The 18367-nt window shown below is 37.4% G+C and carries 13 protein-coding genes and 1 tRNA gene; 4 read left to right on the top strand and 10 right to left on the bottom strand.

Features of this window, described 5'->3' with window-relative positions; translation table 11 throughout:
- The first annotated feature begins 576 nt into the window (after positions 1–576).
- Positions 577–652 (top strand) — tRNA-Thr (locus V4P54_RS00375).
- Between the two features lie 890 nt (positions 653–1542).
- On the opposite strand, the gene lldD is transcribed toward V4P54_RS00375, so the two are convergent.
- Together lldD and V4P54_RS00365 are read right to left on the bottom strand one after the other, a co-directional pair.
- The gene (gene lldD / locus V4P54_RS00370; RefSeq protein ID WP_455477196.1) at positions 1543–2709 is read right to left on the bottom strand and encodes an FMN-dependent L-lactate dehydrogenase LldD; all 1167 of its coding nucleotides are present in this window, start codon (positions 2707–2709) and stop codon (positions 1543–1545) included.
- A gap of 623 nt (positions 2710–3332) precedes the next feature.
- The gene (locus V4P54_RS00365) at positions 3333–4421 is read right to left on the bottom strand and encodes a 2'-deoxycytidine 5'-triphosphate deaminase (RefSeq protein WP_455477195.1); all 1089 of its coding nucleotides are present in this window, start codon (positions 4419–4421) and stop codon (positions 3333–3335) included.
- Positions 4422–4703: 282 nt separating this feature from the next.
- Here V4P54_RS00365 and mutL point away from each other — a divergent pair, with 282 nt between their 5' ends.
- Both mutL and V4P54_RS00355 read left to right on the top strand, forming a co-directional pair.
- Positions 4704–6548 carry a DNA mismatch repair endonuclease MutL gene (gene mutL / locus V4P54_RS00360; RefSeq protein ID WP_455477194.1) on the top strand — a complete coding sequence of 615 codons (1845 nt, stop codon included), beginning with the start codon at positions 4704–4706 and terminating at the stop codon, positions 6546–6548.
- A 119-nt stretch (positions 6549–6667) separates the two neighbouring features.
- Positions 6668–6910 (top strand): DUF2093 domain-containing protein, encoded by a 243-nt coding sequence (locus V4P54_RS00355; protein ID WP_455477193.1) that lies wholly within the window; start codon positions 6668–6670, stop codon positions 6908–6910.
- A gap of 37 nt (positions 6911–6947) precedes the next feature.
- Here the strand turns inward: V4P54_RS00355 and lpxK are convergent, their stop codons facing one another.
- The 7 genes from lpxK to V4P54_RS00320 form a co-directional block, all read right to left on the bottom strand.
- Positions 6948–7967, bottom strand: a complete 1020-nt coding sequence (gene lpxK, locus V4P54_RS00350; RefSeq protein WP_455477192.1) for a tetraacyldisaccharide 4'-kinase — start codon at positions 7965–7967, stop codon at positions 6948–6950.
- Positions 7957–9279, bottom strand: coding sequence for a lipid IV(A) 3-deoxy-D-manno-octulosonic acid transferase (waaA, locus tag V4P54_RS00345; RefSeq protein WP_455477191.1), 1323 nt, complete (start codon positions 9277–9279; stop codon positions 7957–7959). Before waaA ends, lpxK begins: the two co-directional genes overlap by 11 nt.
- A 595-nt stretch (positions 9280–9874) precedes the next feature.
- Positions 9875–10117 carry a DUF4170 domain-containing protein gene (locus V4P54_RS00340; protein WP_455477190.1) on the bottom strand — a complete coding sequence of 81 codons (243 nt, stop codon included), beginning with the start codon at positions 10115–10117 and terminating at the stop codon, positions 9875–9877.
- Between the two features lie 47 nt (positions 10118–10164).
- A complete protein-coding gene (locus tag V4P54_RS00335) occupies positions 10165–10968 on the bottom strand; it encodes a 3'(2'),5'-bisphosphate nucleotidase CysQ (RefSeq protein ID WP_455477189.1) in 804 nt (267 codons plus the stop codon).
- Positions 10955–12286, bottom strand: a complete 1332-nt coding sequence (locus V4P54_RS00330; RefSeq protein ID WP_455477188.1) for a TldD/PmbA family protein — start codon at positions 12284–12286, stop codon at positions 10955–10957. Before V4P54_RS00330 ends, V4P54_RS00335 begins: the two co-directional genes overlap by 14 nt.
- A gap of 86 nt (positions 12287–12372) precedes the next feature.
- Positions 12373–12930 carry a 16S rRNA (guanine(966)-N(2))-methyltransferase RsmD gene (gene rsmD / locus V4P54_RS00325; protein WP_455477187.1) on the bottom strand — a complete coding sequence of 186 codons (558 nt, stop codon included), beginning with the start codon at positions 12928–12930 and terminating at the stop codon, positions 12373–12375.
- A complete protein-coding gene (locus V4P54_RS00320) occupies positions 12911–14293 on the bottom strand; it encodes a pseudouridine synthase (RefSeq protein ID WP_455477186.1) in 1383 nt (460 codons plus the stop codon). Before V4P54_RS00320 ends, rsmD begins: the two co-directional genes overlap by 20 nt.
- Before the next feature lie 264 nt (positions 14294–14557).
- Between V4P54_RS00320 and V4P54_RS00315 the strand changes: the two genes are divergently transcribed.
- A complete protein-coding gene (locus V4P54_RS00315; RefSeq protein WP_455477185.1) occupies positions 14558–15004 on the top strand; it encodes a nucleoside deaminase in 447 nt (148 codons plus the stop codon).
- 437 nt (positions 15005–15441) lie between these two features.
- Here the strand turns inward: V4P54_RS00315 and ileS are convergent, their stop codons facing one another.
- Positions 15442–18357, bottom strand: coding sequence for an isoleucine--tRNA ligase (gene ileS, locus V4P54_RS00310; RefSeq protein WP_455477184.1), 2916 nt, complete (start codon positions 18355–18357; stop codon positions 15442–15444).
- Between the last annotated feature and the right edge of the window lie 10 nt (positions 18358–18367).

The raw sequence follows: 18367 nt of genomic DNA, 5'->3' as shown, positions 1-18367 counted from the left end.
GGAAAAATATGCACCGTTCTTTATTTAAATTAGCAGCTTTTACTTTCGCTGCACTAACAATCATAGTATCAGAAATAGACATTACACATTCCATAAGCACATCTCACTGGACCACAACCCTTCTGAATGAAATATTAGCAAATTTTCTACAGATGAATATCTATAATCTGAATAAATCTATCTGTCACACTATATCTCCTTTTTTCTCCTCAATTTGCATTGCTATAACTTATTTACCAGTGTGGTTTATCTTTGGCACTTTATCAACGGCATTTTTTTTATTAAGCTACGAAAAACAAAATCCTTTTAATAAAATATGCTATAAATAGAAAATATATTTTATTTTATATCGAATTTACGAAATAAAATTCTTACACAACTTTAAAGTCATAAATTAAAAAACATTTAATTGTATCAAAAAAATACTATTCTGAAGTTAAACAAACTACTAACCTAATCTCGAAATTTCTGTTCTGTACAATTTATTGAACAAAACGTGCGCTTGCTTTTGTGTATTCTTTTGGTTAATTACCTTCAGGAAATAGCTTTTACTCAATTAGAGTAACAAGTCTGTGTGCCGCATTAGCTCAGTTGGTAGAGCACATCATTCGTAATGATGGGGTCGCTGGTTCGAATCCGGCATGCGGCACCATTTTATTCCGCTAACATATCTAAAATATATATCCTACCGTCTACTGCAAGTGATCTATCTACTCCAAACTGAGGAAGATAATAACTTTATAAAGAAAATAAATGCGAATTTAAAAAGCAAGCTCAAATGGAGAACAGTACAAACGAACAAATGCATACACAGAAATATGTGCTACGTTAATCTGTACATACCATTCATTTTCTTTCAAAACATTTGTAGACTACTCCTCGATATTCTGAACATCACGTTAGGAAAAAAGAAGGTTGTTCAAAGATTGCAAGGAGCTCTTACAACAAAATCTTGAAACCATTAACAAACTGTCTGCAACACGCTCAATCAAAGCATAGCTCCGTTCTTAATGTTGGCCACAACTTTACCCAAAGAAACTGCACGATCAAAGTGTATTTGCAACAAACCCTTATCAAAACCAAGATAATAACCAGATACAAAGATTCTGTAATAAAATGTAGGATTTCAACATCACCTACACAAAGCAATCCCTTTTTAAACAACTCCTTTATGCCAAAATTTCAATAAAGCTCGCATTTAAAATATCCATCGTGCTTCATCATTTCCTATCTGTATCAACAACGCCAAAATATTTAAATAAAACACGCAAACATCTACACACTCCCCCAGTATGCGAAAATCTAGCAATAATAACGATAATCTACTGCGCAAAAACACCATGTTATTGCTGTAGCGCAACTTTCACTTTAATATAAACATCCTCCTTCGCATACTTTTAATGAGCTGCCCCCCACTAATATGGTATATTTCGCCTATACACGACACTATTTTATCCAGAATAGAACATACACAACGCAAAAACACAAAATCACGTTCTTTCTAACTATGTGAAAATATCTTTTTTCCAAAAATACCGAGTACTACACATTATTCATTAACGAACCAACAGCATCTACACCTGCCAAACTCTCACGTGTAATATCTCTAATTGTGCGTACACCAGTTAATGTCATAGCCACTCTCATTTCATTTGCAAAAAGATCTAGAAGATGTTCAACACCATTTTCACCCGCAGCAGCAAGCGCATAAATGAAAGCACGACCGATCATAACAGCATCCGCACCTTGCGCTATCATACGTACAACATCAAGGCCAGAACGAACACCAGAATCAGCTAAAATAGTTAAATCACCCTTCACCGCATCTGCAATTACTGGCAAAACCTTAGTAGTTGATAATACACCATCAAGCTGACGCCCACCATGATTAGAAACAACAATACCATCAGCGCCAAATCTTACTGCTTCTCGCGCATCTTGCGGATCTAGGATTCCTTTTAGAATCATTTTTCCTTTCCAAAAATCTCTAATCCACTGAAGATCAGACCAACCAATTGAGGGATCAAAATTTGCACCAAGCCAACCAATGTAATCTTCCAATGTAACTCTATTTTTGAGATAAGTAGAAACATTTCCAAGATCATGTGGGCGTCCCATAATACCAACATTCCAAGCCCAATGTGGATGACACATAGCTTGTAAAATACGACGTATCCCAGCGTAAGGACCAGACATGCCTGAATGAGCATCACGATAACGTGCACCTGGAACCGGCATATCAACCGTAAACACTAATGTGCGTACACCAGCAAACCAAGATCGCTCTAAAACATCACGCATAAATCCATGGTCCTTTAAAACATAAAGTTGAAACCAAAATGCACTTTCAACCTTCTCTTGGACTTCTTCAATGGGACATACAGAAACTGAGGATAGTGTAAAAGGAATACCTTTTTTTAAAGCTGCACGCGCGGCTTGCACCTCACCACGACGCGCATACATACCTGTCAAACCAACAGGCGCTAATACAACGGGCATATCGAGCATTTGATCAAACAGCTTTACTGAAAGATCAACTTCACCAACCTGCATCAAAATCCTTTGACGCAAAGAAAGCGCTTGAAGATCTGTACAATTACGTCGCATTGTCTCTTCAGAATAAGCTCCGCCATCAATATAATGAAAAAGAAAAGGAGGAAGCCGACGTCTCGCTGCTCTGCGGTAATCAAACGTTGAGGAAATAATCATAATTGCACCATTGTTTCTGAATGAAAAATAATCCCCCTAAAACCAACACCCAAACTCATTCACATTACTACTAAATATTCCAAAAGAATGCCCCACTCAGTAGATGCAAGCACAACCGATTGCAACCCCCAAAATTAACAGATAAAAATAACTCCTCTACTTCTTTTCCAGATTAAGAACTGTCTTTAGCTGCTAACGTAACAACGCACGCACTGTTCATCATTTTAAAATGGTGTAATTACATGGTCGATGCCTACACAAGAAGCATTATCTTTTCACTTAGTTCTGATTTTAAAGCAATACCCTCCTATGAAGAAACATCACACTATCATTTGCGATAGGTACAAAGATAATCATCAAGAACATATCATCCATTATAAAAACAAAAAAAGCATTTAGGCTTTAATAAGAATTTTGAATAAATCAGTAAATTTTACTAAATTAATATTTACAACCTAAAAAAGTTCCTGCTAACAAAAAATTTATGGATAATGCAAAATAACAAAGTTTTTCAAGCTTCTATCATCTCTGTTACCACACTGTAAATCAAACTCAACCCTATCTGCCTCTTAAACAGAGGCAATTTCAATGATAATTTAGATTAAAGCTTACTTTTTGCAAATTCATTTAAAATGCTTAGAAAGCTTTAGCCCCTGCGCTTGATAATGTGATCCAACATTATTTCCATAAAGTGTCAACGGCCGATTAAGCATGTGCTCATAAACCAAACGACCAATGATTTGACCATGTTCCAAAATAGATGGAACACCATGACTACGAACTTCTAAAACTGCTCTTGTCCCCTTTCCACCATCATGCATATGCCCAAACCCTGGGTCAAAAAAACCTGCATAATGCACTCTAAACTCACCAACTAATGGATCAAAAGGAGTCATTTCAGCAGCATAAAGAGGAGGAATATGGATAGACTCTCGCGAAGCTAAAATGTAAAATTCATCAGGATCAAGAATCAATTCCATTTGACCGTAGTCAAAAATTGGTTCCCAAAAATCCAAAATATGAACAAAAGCACATTTATCAATATCAATAACGCCTGTGTGACGTTTACCACGATAACCTACAAGCCCGTTTTCATCCCCCTTCAAGTTGATAGAAATTCCAATACCACCACCATTAATATTCGGAAAATCATCTGATATAAGCATCTCCTCTTTATGCAAAGAATGTAGCTCAATTTCACTTAAACAACTTTGTCCTTTACGAAATCGGAGCTGAGATAAATAAGAACCTGTACGAACCAAAACTGGAAATGTACGTGGACTAATTTCAAGATAAAGAGGGCCATGATAACCTGCACAAATTCGATCAAACTCTCGAGAATTATCTGTAATCACACGCGTAAAAACATCTAACCGTCCCGTAGAACTTTTAGGATTGGCAACTGCAGACAAAATTTTTGGTAAAGCCAAATTCTCCAAAAGAGGTACAATATAAACGCAACCAGTCTCTAAAACCGCTCCATCTCTCAGATCAAATTCATGTAACTTTAACCGCTCAATCTTGTCTGAAACTTTTGCATCAGATCCCGGCATAAAAGAGGCACGTATACGATAGGCCTTCTCTCCTAGACGAAGATCAAGACTAGCAGGTTGTATTTGGGAGGCATCAAATGGAAATAGAGCCTTAAGAACACCACTATTAATTAAAACCTGTATATCGCTATCTGCTAAAATACCGCTTAGACGTTCCACATGCCTTGCTTTCTATCTTTACTTTAGTTCTTGTCAAAAATATCTTTGGCTTAAATAGCTGATTAGTGCAAACTGTTAAAAAACAGAAATTATCCCCTCCTGAGCTTATCAATTAGTTTCCTGCTACCAATAATAGGATTCTACAAATAATGAAATAGTTCTAAAAAAATATTCTTTCATCTATTTAGATGCCATTATTCTTGAATGTTGAATAAATGATGTTATCATCACCCACAGCTTCTAGGAAACTGTAAAACATCCAAGATTTTGTTGGAATTTGTTATGCTAATACGCCATCTCAATGAAAATATTATTAATCAAATTGCCGCAGGAGAAGTTATTGAACGACCTGCAAATGTTGTTAAAGAACTTGTTGAAAATGCTATTGACTCTGGAGCAACTCGAATCGATATTACCACAGCTAATGGTGGAAAAACCTTAATTAAAGTCAGTGATAATGGCTGCGGAATTCCTGCAGATCAGTTGACATTGGCAGTTTCTCGTCATTGTACTTCAAAAATTACCGATGATGTGCACAATATCCGTTTCCTTGGATTTCGGGGAGAAGCTTTACCATCTATTGGCTCCATTGCTAAACTCAAGCTGACCTCACGAACACAGCATGCTGACAATGCTACCGAGATTATTGTCACAGCAGGAAAAATTACGGAGCCTAAACCGGCTGCAGCAAATCTTGGAACTATTGTTGAGGTTCGAGATCTTTTCTTTGTTACTCCAGCACGACTAAAATTCATGAAAACTGATCGAGCCGAAGCAAATGCCATAACTGACGTAGTTAAACGAATTGCCATCGCATTTCCACATATCCGCTTTTCTCTTTCTGGTCCAGACAGAGCTTCCCTGGAATTTCCTAGCACAAAGAATAGCATCCAAGGACAATTACAACGCATTACACAAATCATGGGAAAAGAATTTGCTGATAATAGTATCACTCTTAATGCCAAACGCGAAGCTGTTCATTTAACTGGATTTACTGGGTTACCGTCTTTTAACCGCAGCAACAGCCTTCATCAGTTTGCTTATGTGAATGGACGCCCAGTACGCGATAAATTGCTCTTGGGTGCAATCCGAGGAGCTTACACCGACGTTATAGCTCGGGATCGTTATCCTGTCTCTATTCTTTTTATTGACCTACCTCCTACTGAGGTAGATGTTAATGTTCACCCGACAAAAGCTGATGTGCGATTCCGTGATCCTGGATTAATTCGCAGCTTAATCATTGGAACAATTCATGAAATGTTGCATCAAATAAGTGTTCGTCACACTTCAACAAAATCTGAAGCAATGCTGGAAGCATTTCAAACATCACAACAACAATTTGGAAATTTTGAAAATACTTGCCAATCTTTTTCTTACAGCCTGCAGAATTGTCATTTTGCATCTCCTTCCGCATCCATAATTCATAAACCACTAGATGCTGCAAGCTCTCCCTACTTAAAAAAAGATCATACCCCTATCGAGTTTTTAAATACACCAAGCGGTAATACCTGTACTGCAAATATTGTGCCTTCACCAGAAGAGTTGCATTATCCTCTAGGAGCTGCTAGAGCACAAATCCACAAGAACTACATTATCTCTCAAACAAAAGATAGTTTGATCATTGTTGACCAACATGCCGCGCATGAAAGACTGGTCTACGAAGCACTCAAAAATGCACTTTATTCCAAACCTCTTTCTTCACAATTGTTGCTTATCCCTGAAGTTGTAGAACTCTCCGAAGAAGAAACAACATGTCTTCTGGCTCATAAAGATGCTTTACAGAAATTTGGCTTAGGAATAGAACCCTTCGGGAGTGATGCGATTGTTGTGCGTGAAACACCTTCTATGCTAGGAGAAATAAACGTACAGGCTCTCATTAGAGATCTTGCGGATGAAGCAGCGGAATATGGCACCGCTGACAATTTAAAAGAAATGCTAGATCACGTTGCAGCAACTATGGCTTGCCATGGTTCAATAAGATCAGGACGTCTTCTACATCCTGAGGAAATGAATGCATTGTTACGACAAATAGAGGCAACACCTAAGACTGGCACATGTAACCATGGTCGTCCTACTTATATTGAATTAAAATTGATTGATATAGAACGGCTTTTTGGCAGGAAATAAACTATGATTCATTCTCTATAGTAGAAAAAGTGTTTTGTAATTTGTTCTCGACTTTATAAAGTGTCCTACAATATCCTCTTCGAATCATCTTTCATATATTTGGAAAGGAGTTGTTGGAAATGTTATCCAAAAATGAATGCGAAGCAGAAATCCATTATTCTAACAGTGGATACAAAATAGTGAAATACGGAACTTATACTCTTTGCGCTGTTAGCGGAAAAAAAATCCCTATCGATGATCTGAAATACTGGAATCATCACCGCCAAGAAGCATATGCAAGCTGTGAAATTTCTTATCACCGTGAACTTGAATGCAATCCATATCTCCGCGAATTATTAAGAAGCAAGAAAAGTAACTTATGAAAAAATTAGAACTCAACTTATTTCCAAAATTGCCAGTTTAAAGGGAGCATTTTCGTTCAGCAAAGCGAGCTATAACTACTTCAAGGAGTATGCGACAGAAATCTTTTTGAACAAAATCCACCTCAACATCAAATACAATAAGATTTTTTAAATCTTTTTGCACACTATTCGTTTGTATGCGTGTGTAGTCTTTGGCGGTTGTTGCCAACAATAAGTTTTCATCTTTGGCTCTTTGTATGAGATCTTTCAAATCTGTATCGGTAAAAAAATAATGATCTGGATAAGAGTGGGTTTGTATAACACGACCAGAGAGTTCTTTAATAGATTCAAAAAACTTATTTGGATTGCCAATACCTGCAAATGCTAAAAATGACTTTCCCGCAACTTCGTCAGATGCCAGAGGTTTGAAATGAGCATGATATAAAGGCTTCTCAGTCTGGGAGACAAGAAAAGCAACATTATCATAGGAATCTGAACAACCAATCAACAAAACACTATCCACAAAAGAAAATTGTGTTTTTAAAGGTGCACGTAAAGGTCCTGCAGGGAAAACAGCTCTGTTACCAAAACCACGCATTGAATCAACAACAAGCAACGCGTAATCCATATAAAGACGGCGACTCTGAAATCCATCATCCATCAAAATAAGATCACATCCTTCTTCTTTAAGTCGTTGTGCGGCTGCATAACGATCAGAAGATATAGCAACAAAAGCATACTTTGCGAGCAAAATTGGCTCATCTCCAACATCACGCGCATTATCGCACTCTTCATTTACGAGATGCACTCCCCTAACCGTACCACCATAACCTCGTGATACAATACCAGGAACCAAACCAAGCTCTTTTGCAATTTTAGCAAAAGCAATAACAACAGGTGTTTTGCCTGCACCACCTAATGTAAAATTGCCAATACACAAAACTGGAAGATCAATAACAGGAGAATGTTTTGCCATCTGACGGTACGAAAAATAACCGTATACCAAAGAAAATGGTGTTAACAAAAAACGTAAAAAACTCTTATCTTTCCACCAAAAATCAAATGCTCTAACATACATAGCTACCTCGATCCTGACTCAAATTTTTTTGAATCACTAGAGGTTGCAAAAATGGATCAATAATTTTTAACGTGCGTTCAAGTGCACCTGCCATACCTGTTGCCACTTCATGAGCCTTATCAACCATCTCTTTGCGTAATTCTTCATTTGTTAAAAGCCTATAAACCTGAATGGCAAGCTGTTTTGTATCCTGAACCATACATGCTGCATCACACATTAAAAATTGTCCAAACATTTCCTGAAAATTTGACACGTGAGGTCCCGTTAAAATAGCTGAATCAAACAAAGCTAGCTCCAATGGGTTATGTCCACCATCTCCACATAATGACTTACCGATGAACGCAACTTTTGACAAGCGAAGGAAAAGACCTATTTCTCCAACTGTATCTCCCCATAAAATATCTGTCTTCTGATCAGGAGCAACATTGTCACTTCTATAAACAAAACGCAACCCCTTATTAGTACAGATCTTAACAAGCTCTTCTAAACGTTCAGAATGACTAGGAACAATAATTGTCAACAAATTCGGTAAATAATTTTTAAGAATCTTGTGAACTTCAAAAACTATTTGCTCTTCCCCTTCATGAGTAGAAACAGCTGCCCAAACTGGACGATCACCGATAGCACTACGATAGTGCTCGAGCAATTCTTTATCTTCAATCGGAAAAATATCGGCCTTAAGATTACCAGAAAGTGCAACAGACTTTACCCCAAGAGCATGATAATAAGCCACATCTCTTTCATTTTGTGCAATCGCTATATCAATATCCTTAAAAATGTGCTTAGCAAGAACACTTCGCTTTTGCCAAGCTTTAAAAGAGCGCTCGGACATATGGGCGTTAACTAATATTTGTGGAATCCGCATTTTTGCGAGTTCTTTAATACGTAGCGGCCAAATTTCTGATTCACAAATCAATGCCAAATCAGGCTTCCAATGATCTATAAAACGATGCACTGCCAAATCTAAATCTAACGGAGCATACTGATGAATTAACCTGCTTCCAAAATGCTTCTTCACAAGGGAAGAAGATGCTACAGTATCAGTTGTTAATAGTACATTGATTTTTAATGATAAAATGTAATTAATAATAGGGAAAAGAGCAAGTGTTTCCCCAACACTCGCCGCATGTAACCAGATTAATGGGCTCTGTGGACGCACTTTGTAGCTTTTACCCAAACGCTCCTTCTGACGCCCCCTCTCCTCTTTTCCACGTGCAGCACGTAGAAACAAATAAAAGGGTACTATAGGACGTAAACAAAATCCGATCATTCTATAAATTAAAAGAGCCGTATGTGCCTTTAATTCTACCATTTGAATTACCCCATTTATTTGTTTTTAGACTTCTATGATCTTCTTTTATTCCGTAATTCTTTGTTCATTTTATCCGTTGCTTTTGGTAAAATACTGTTCATATTTTTATAAGTAAAAACTGCATTTTATCTTATATTTTAAAAATTTTCTTCCTATAGGAATAGAGAAATACACGCTGTACAGCAGAGCAAGAAGATAGTTTGGCTAACTAAATAACCCCTTCCCCAATTTTACAGCACCTTTCTAGATAAGACATCCGTTAATCTCAGTTATTTTTTTGCGAAATTTAGAACTATCTCTAAATATCGATGCGCCCACACAACACCCCTTTTTTACATGAAGAACTTTATTTCATTTAATATACAATTAAAGCCTTAAATTTTTGCAAATTATGCATCCACTTCTAAATAAAAAACATATAAAATAATCCTCCATCCCCAAACCAAAAAAAGATTCAGATTCCATAATAAACACGCTGCACAAACAAAGTGATAATAAATAGATTACAAGAATTATGTTACTTCGTACAATAATCTAGTCTTTTTGATCCAAGAAAATTGAATCTTTTACCAAAAGTAAAATAAATCTAATTCTATTATCTATCGTTTGTTTCATTATCCAAAAATTTATGTAGATCTACGATGTAGTAACGCTGTAATGCATTGTCCACGCTGCTTTGTGCTTTCGCCCTCCACGCTTCTTGAGCTAACTGATAATTTGGAAAAATACCAACCACATCTAAATCTTCAAGATTCTTAAATTGGTTGCTACTAAGGCTTTTTAATTCCCCACCAAAAACAAGATGTAAATATTGCTTTTCCTCGTTTCCTTTAGTCATGAATATCTCCATATCATTAAGAAATTTTAGTGCGTTTTTATATGCTGTTAAATTAACTTTGCCTGATGAATAACATCTATCATATTTTGACAAAAATTGCTTTTACCAGCTATCAAAAATCCATATTGATAGGGCTCAATACCATAAGAAATAGAAGATTTATCAAATGGTAAAAAACATCCGCCGCATTCCTGTAAAATAAGATCGGCGGCAGCAATATCCCACTCATAACAACTGGGATAAACAAGTACAGCATCAATCTTACCCTGAGCAACAAGCACAACACGATATGCAAGAGAGGGAATGTAGTGGTAAAAACTGACTTGATTCCGAAAATCATTTGGCAATTTTTGGGAAAGCGATTTATCAAGCGAAACTTTATATTTTCGATTAGTCTGCTGTTGCAAACGAGGAAGCATTACACCATTTAATGTTGCTCCACAACCAATAATGGCTGCGTAAACATCTTCCTGAGCTGGACACTGCAAAACACCCACAACAGGGCGTCCATTCTCAATGATAGCCACTGAAATACACCAATGGGTATTTCCAGAAAGAAAACCACGTGTACCATCAATAGGATCGACGACAAAATAGCGTTTATAGCTCCCTTGTTTTCTACTGTCTTTCGTCTCTTCCGAAATCCATCCATAATTTGGACGTGCTTCAAGAAGCTTCTTCTTCAAAAACTTATCAACAGCCAAATCTGCTTCACTAACTGGTGAATTACCATCTTTTATCCAAACGTTCAACTCACACCTAAAATACCTCATTGCCAAATCCTTTGCCTCTCGACAAACATCAAGCAAAAGAGCTAAATCAGAAGAATACTGCGTATTATTTTCCTGCAAGTGTCATTCCCTCAATTAACAATGTTGGAGCAGATATACTATAACGTCGATCAATATCATTTGCAGGAGTTAAATGTGCCAACATATGAAGTAAATCAGAACCAAGAGTCACCTCGCTTACTGGATGAGTAATTTCACCATTTTCAATCCAAAAACCGGAAGCGCCACGACTATACTGACCTGTAATAAAATCAATTCCATGCCCAAATAATTCTGTCACATAAAACCCATTCTGCAAATCTTTGATCATATCGTGAGGTGATATTACACTCGGTTCAATAGCAAAATTGGTACTTGCTGGCTGAACTAATGATGCTGAACGCACACCACGTCCATTGGTTTTTAAACCCAATGCACGAGCTGAAGACGATGAAAGAAGCCAATTTTTTAAAACACCATTTTCAATGATATTCAATGCTTTCCCTTCCACTCCTTCTCCATCAAAAGGACGAGAAGAATTTCCACGTAATCGCAAAGGTTGATCTGTCACATTAACATCAGACTTCATTACTGCCTTACCCAAAAAATTTTGTAAAATACTTGTTTTGCGAACAACAAATTCTCCATTAACCATGCATGCAATATGTCCTGCAATCCCACGAGAAGTACGCGGGTCAAAAATAACATCAATAACCCCTGTATCTGCACGAACTGCTCCCAGACGCCGGACTGCACCTAATCCCGCATTTCTACCTACAATTTCTGCTTCTTCTAAATCAGAAAAATGCAAAGCCGTTGTATAATCGTAATCTCGCTCCATTGCTGTACCCTCACCAGCAAGTGCACTACAAAAACGTGAAAAATAACTGGATTGATAAGTTCCGCAAAAACCATCACTTGTCACAAGAACAAACCCACTACGGCCATAAACTGTTTCAGCTCCACCAGAATTATTAACCCCTTGAATATTAAGGGCTGCTTCTTCCATTTTTAAAGCATCCTCTATTAAAAAATTACTGTGTGGAACAAACGTATCAAAAAGATCAAGATCTTTAGGATGAGTAACCAACAATTCCTTGTCTGCCAACCCTTCGAATAAATTTTCTGGAGAAGCTTTAGCCATTGCAACAGCACGCTTTGCTAATTCTTTTGGATGAGATGTTAAATTAGCAGAAACACTCGCTACTTTCTTACCAACAAAAACTCTCAGTGTGAAATCATCACTCTCTGAAGATTCTGTCGATTCAACCTTTCCCAAACGAACAGATACACGGGTAGAATGTGTACAAATTATAACGGCATCAGCAGCATCTGCACCAAAGTGTTTAGCTGATTCAACCAATGATGCAGCTTTATCAATCTGGTTTTTATCAGCCATCATAGACTCCTTTTTTCATTCACATCAAATACGAAATTTTGTAAACTTACACGGCAATATAACTCTTGTGCACCAATTAGTAAAAATTATGATAGAAATTTATAAATACGTATCGTGGTATCACCATAATAACGTTCATCATCCACGTAAAATACATCAGGTAAACGAATAATCGCGCCTTTTTTTTCCTCAAGTATAAAAAGTGTACTAGCTTTTGCCCATCCTCCCTTCATAGCTTCAACAAAAGCGCGCTCACCCAAACAATGTCCATAAGGAGGATCTGCGCAAATCACATCAAACGGAAGCATCGTCCCAATATTACCAAGCTTAGTCGCATCACGACGTAAAACACGACCCATTGACTGCAGATCAAGGGATTCAATATTTTTTTGAATAAGACCACGTCCCTCAATTGAAGTTTCAACAAAAACGGCAGCCTTTGCACCACGTGAAAGCGCCTCAATACCAAAGGCACCAGTCCCCGCAAAAAGATCTAAAATTCTCTTATCTCTCCAAAACTGTTCTTCTCGACTAGCAAGAATGTTAAATAAGCTTTCACGCGTACGATCACTTGTTGGGCGAATAGAATGACCAGTAGGAGCAAACAAAATACGCCCTGCAAATTTACCGCCAATGACCCGCATACGATCCCTTAAATAACTTGGAGCTTTTTGTACCACCTCTGCATAATTTAGACCTTTTTATGACATCACTACACGATTTTCTCCCTTTCTCATTTTCAAAAAAACGCGCACCACGACCACTTTTTGTAACTTTTTCTGCTGTCTTTAAAAAATGATTCTTCTTACTAAAAAAATTTACGCCACCATGAGATTTTTTTTCGCATTCTTGATTAAAATTAACGCTTTTGTCTTTCCGTAATTGAGTTTGTGACGATTTTTCTTTACTTTTGTAAGAGGATCTCTTTCTCGCTAAATCACTCTCATCATTGTGGAAGATATTCTCATTATGAAAATGTTTCCTATGAGTACTCTTCGGAGCCATCCAAACATTAGAACGGCGAAAATGACCTAATTTTTTATCTTGTATTTTATTATGAGAAAATTGTTTTTCATCAATTTTTTTCATCAATCGTAATCGACTATACTCAGCAAACCCACCTCGTTGTCCTTGCTGAGTTTTTCCTTCACTCGAAAAAATCCACTCATTTTTATTTTCCGTCAGACGATTTTCACGACTTGTTTTTTTTGAAGAAATTGTAGTATTTTGAAATGGTCTAATGATAGGAGCATCAAAATTTGCATTAGCTTGCATAATTAAATCTTCACCTAATTGATAACGCAATACTCGACCTTTTATCTCACAAACAGCTCCTGCTTCTAAATTATGCAGCTGAAATGGACCATAAGATATGCGAATTAAACGATTAACAAACAGCCCTAATGCTCCCAAAACATTCTTTATTTCACGATTTTTTCCTTCACGCAAAGCAACAGAAAGCCATACATTCGCTCCCTGTTCACGCTCAATCGATGCCTCAATTGAACCATAAAAAATACCATTAATAACAATGCCATTTTTCAAGTTATCAAGTACACTCTGCTTCACTTTTCCATGAGCACGAACCCGATATTTACGTATCCACCCTGTTAAAGGAAGCTCTAATACGCGTGCTAAACCTCCATCATTTGTTAGCAGCAAAAGTCCCTCTGTGCTGATATCAAGCCTTCCTACAGAAAGAACACGAGGCATTTCCTTAGGTAAACTATTAAATACTGTTGGTCTACCTTCGGGATCACGGTTAGTAGTAACAAGCCCTGCTGGCTTATGATAAAGCCACAATCGTGTCCGTTCTATGGGAGGTAAAGGCTTACCATCAACTGCAATAACATCAGAACAAGTAACGTTAAAAGCAGGTGTCGTTATAACCGTTCCATTAACAACAATACGACCTGCGATAATCATCATTTCTGCATCACGACGCGACGCAATACCAGCACGTGCTAATCGTTTAGCAATCCTCTCACTTTCACTGTTTTCATTCATTTGCTTTTCACACTAGCCTCTTTTAGCACGTTCAGCAAACATTTGTACGCACCATATCGCTTATCCAGAAAAGCATGAATTAACATAATTGTATACGATTTGCTATCTTTTAAAGACAACAAGATTTGTTTACTTGCAAATTTAATTTTAAACACTTTAAAAATTATATCTTTTTCGTTATGAAATGAAAATAGTGTCTATTTCTTAGCACCCTCTCATATGGAAAATATTTTTTGTCTTATACACTTAAATAAAAAAAATACTATGACTTTAACTCCCATGGAAATAGCTCTTTTAGAAGCACAATGGACAGAAAAGAAAAATGAAGTCCCTGTAGGAGCTGTTATAACACACGGAAAAACAATTATTGCACGCGCTGGTAACTATGTAAAAGCTGCGCATGATCCTACCGGTCATGCAGAAATACGTGTTATCCGTACGGCTTGTGAGATATTAAAAAGTGAAAGACTCTCCAATTGTGACCTCTATGTAACGCTTGAACCTTGCGCTATGTGTGCAACAGCTATCTCATTTGCACGCATACGGCGTTTATACTATGCAACAGACGATCCTAAAAGTGGTGCTGTCAAACACGGACCACGCCTTTACCAACAACCAACCTGTCATCACAAACCTGAAGTTTATTCTGGGTTTAAAGAAAGAGAAGCTGCTCAACTGCTAAAAGAATTTTTTGCTCGAAAACGTTATTAAAGACAATTTTTGTTCTTTACTAAAATGCCTATATCTTTAACAAGATAAAATGTCCTTTAAAGAATAGTGAACTTCTCACCAAAATATTTTTTAAGCATTCTTCAACAATTTTCCTAAATGATAGTATAATTTAAGAATACTATAGAAACACTCTGTTTTTTCACCTTTACCCCTATCCCCATAAAAAAATACTGCCCATCATTGTTTCATGTATAACCATGAAATCTGGATCAGCGGAGTCAACATTCCAGTTAATTGTTAGACCTTCTTTGTAAAACAAAAACTACATGACAGAACAAATACTTCTTCACTGCATCAATCTTAAAGACCTGCTCTGCCAAACATTCCACACAAACAGTTTTAAACCGCCAATGAACACAGGTTAAGCATTAAAATGCTGTTAAAATCTTGCGCTTTTCCATATTTTATTTAAAATCTCAAATCTTTCCCAGCATCTGTAATTCTCGTAAAGCAGCCGCATCGCGAGCAGAAACATCAGGATAAGCCGGATCGCTTCCAACATCTTGTGTATAACGCCATGATCGAGCACATTTTGTGCCGCCCGCTTTTCTAAAACGCACTCCAACACCTTCAACATCATCTAAAATAAAAGCATCTGAAGGTGGTATATCCGAAATAATTGTTAAAGAACTTGTAATACAAATTTCCGCCATATCTAAATTTTCTATGGCTTCAAGTAAAACTGGATTAGAAATAAAAACAATAGGAGCTGCTTCCAAAGATGATCCAATATTTTTGCTAGCCCTCTCAAGCTCTAAAGCGCCAGTTACAACTTTACGAATTTGCCGAATCTTTTTCCAACGCTCAGACAAAGATTCATTCTGCCATTCTTCTTGCGCAGGTCGAAACTGTTCTAAATGTATCGATTGACTTTCCGGATAACGCTCCAACCAAGCCTCTTCCATCGTAAAAGGCAGCATCGGAGCCAACCATGTTACCATTCTCTCAAAAACTTCACGAACAATCTGCAAAGAAGCCTTACGCTTATCCGATGAGGGTGCGTCACAGTAAAGAGAATCTTTGCGAATATCAAAATAAAATGCCGACAACTCAATGATCGAAAAATCTAATAATGAACGCATAACCTTCTTAAAATCAAAATTATCATAGGCTTTATTAATCAATTGATCGAGTTCAAAAAGTCTATGCAATATAAATTTTTCGAGATCTGGAAGCGCAAAATAAGATATTTCTTCTCCTTCATCATGCGTTAAAGTTCCGAGCATCCAACGAATTGCATTTCGTAACTTACGATATGAATCTACATTTGCCTGAAGAATTTTTTTTCCTAAACGCTGATCTTCCCAATAATCAGTCATCGTCACCCAAAGACGAAAAATATCGGCACCTGAAGTCTTAATAATCTCCTGAGGAACAACAGTATTGCCTAAAGATTTAGACATTTTTTTGCCATTTTCATCTAAAGTAAAGCCGTGCGTAACTACAGCCTTATAAGGTGAACAAACGCGTGTCCCACAACTTTCCAAAAGAGAAGACTGAAACCATCCACGATGCTGGTCAGATCCCTCCAAATAAACATCGGCAGGCCACTTTAGATCATCTCTATTTTCTAACACAAAACCATGACTTGCTCCAGAATCAAACCAAACATCGAGAATATCACGAACTTGAATCCAAGGCTCATGTGCACGTTCACCTAAAAAACGTTCACGCGCTCCTTCACTAAACCACGCATCAGCACCTTCTTCTTCAAAAGCCTGCAAAATACGCTCATTCACTTGCTCATCTTTAAGAACAAAACCATCTTTATTTGCAAAAATACAAATAGGAACTCCCCAAGCACGCTGGCGAGAAAGAACCCAATCAGGACGATCTGCTATCATAGAAATCAGACGAGTTTGACCCGAAGGTGGAATAAAACGCGTCATTGAAACAGCTTTTAAAGCCCTACTGCGTAAAGTTGAACCATCTCCAAGATCTTTATCCATTGAAACAAACCATTGTGGCGTATTACGAAAAATGATCGGTTTTTTTGAACGCCAACTGTGGGGATAAGAATGTTTTAAACGACCACGTGCAAACAATCTATCTGCTTCAATTAAAGCATTAATAACCTCTTTATTAGCATCACCCATTTTTCCATTGTCATCAATAACGCGTACAGCCTTCCCGTTACGATCTGGACCAAAACCAGGAGCATCTTGTGTATAAAATCCAGCGTCATCAACAGGAAAAGGTATGGATGGATCAATCCCTGCTTTCTCCAATGTAGATTTATAAGAGTTCCAAATTTCAAAATCTTCACGACCATGGCTAGGCGCTGTATGAACAAAACCTGTACCAGCACTATCTGTCACGTGCGAACCATCAAGCATCGCAACCTTGTAATTATAACCTCCAGCTAACCCTCTCAATGGATGAGAAAGAATGATGTTTTTAAGCTCATCAGCACAAATAGCACGCAAACGCTTCAAAACAAGTTTTGCTTTTTTTGCACATTCTAAAGCTAAAATATCAGCAAAAAGAAGTGTTTCTCCAATTTGAGGACCAAAATCGTTTTCCGTACTTTCAACTTCGTAAACACCATAAGAAATCTGAGAAGAATAACTAATTGCGCGATTTCCAGGAATTGTCCATGGAGTCGTCGTCCAAATAACTACATAAGCACCATATAAATCATCAGAATCTGCCTGTAAAATAGGAAACTTAACCCAAATAACTTCTGATTCATGATCGTGGTATTCAATTTCTGCCTCAGCCAAAGCCGTACGTTCCACAACAGACCACATTACAGGCTTCGAGCCACGATAAATCTGATCCGACATAACAAATTTCATAAGTTCTTTAGCAATGCACGCTTCTGAATGAAAAGCCATTGTGGTGTAGGGAGCATTAAAATCTCCAACAACTCCAAGACGCTGAAACTCCTCGCTTTGAATAGTTATCCAACGCTGAGCAAATTCACGACACTCTTGACGAAATTCGTTAAGAGGTACATCGTTCTTGTTTTTTCCCCGTGCACGGTATTTTTCTTCAACCTTCCATTCAATCGGAAGTCCATGACAATCCCAACCAGGCACATAATTTGCATTAAAACCGCGCATTTGAAATGCACGAACAACAACATCCTTTAAAACTTTGTTTAAAGCATGGCCTATATGAATATTGCCATTTGCATAGGGCGGACCATCATGAAGAACATAAAGTGGACGATTTTTTGCTTGCTGCCGCAATTGAACATAAAGACCTATGTCTTTCCACCGTGCTATCAATTCCAGCTCTTTTTGCGGTAGTCCTGCACGCATTGGAAAGTTTGTTTGTGGCAAATAAAGAGTTTTTGAATAATCCATTGTCTTATTTTTCACAGCCATTGTGAAAGAT

Source organism: Bartonella sp. B41, assembly GCF_053795765.1.
The sequence above is the reverse complement of the archived record's forward strand: the minus strand, read 5'-3'. Positions and strand labels throughout refer to the sequence as shown.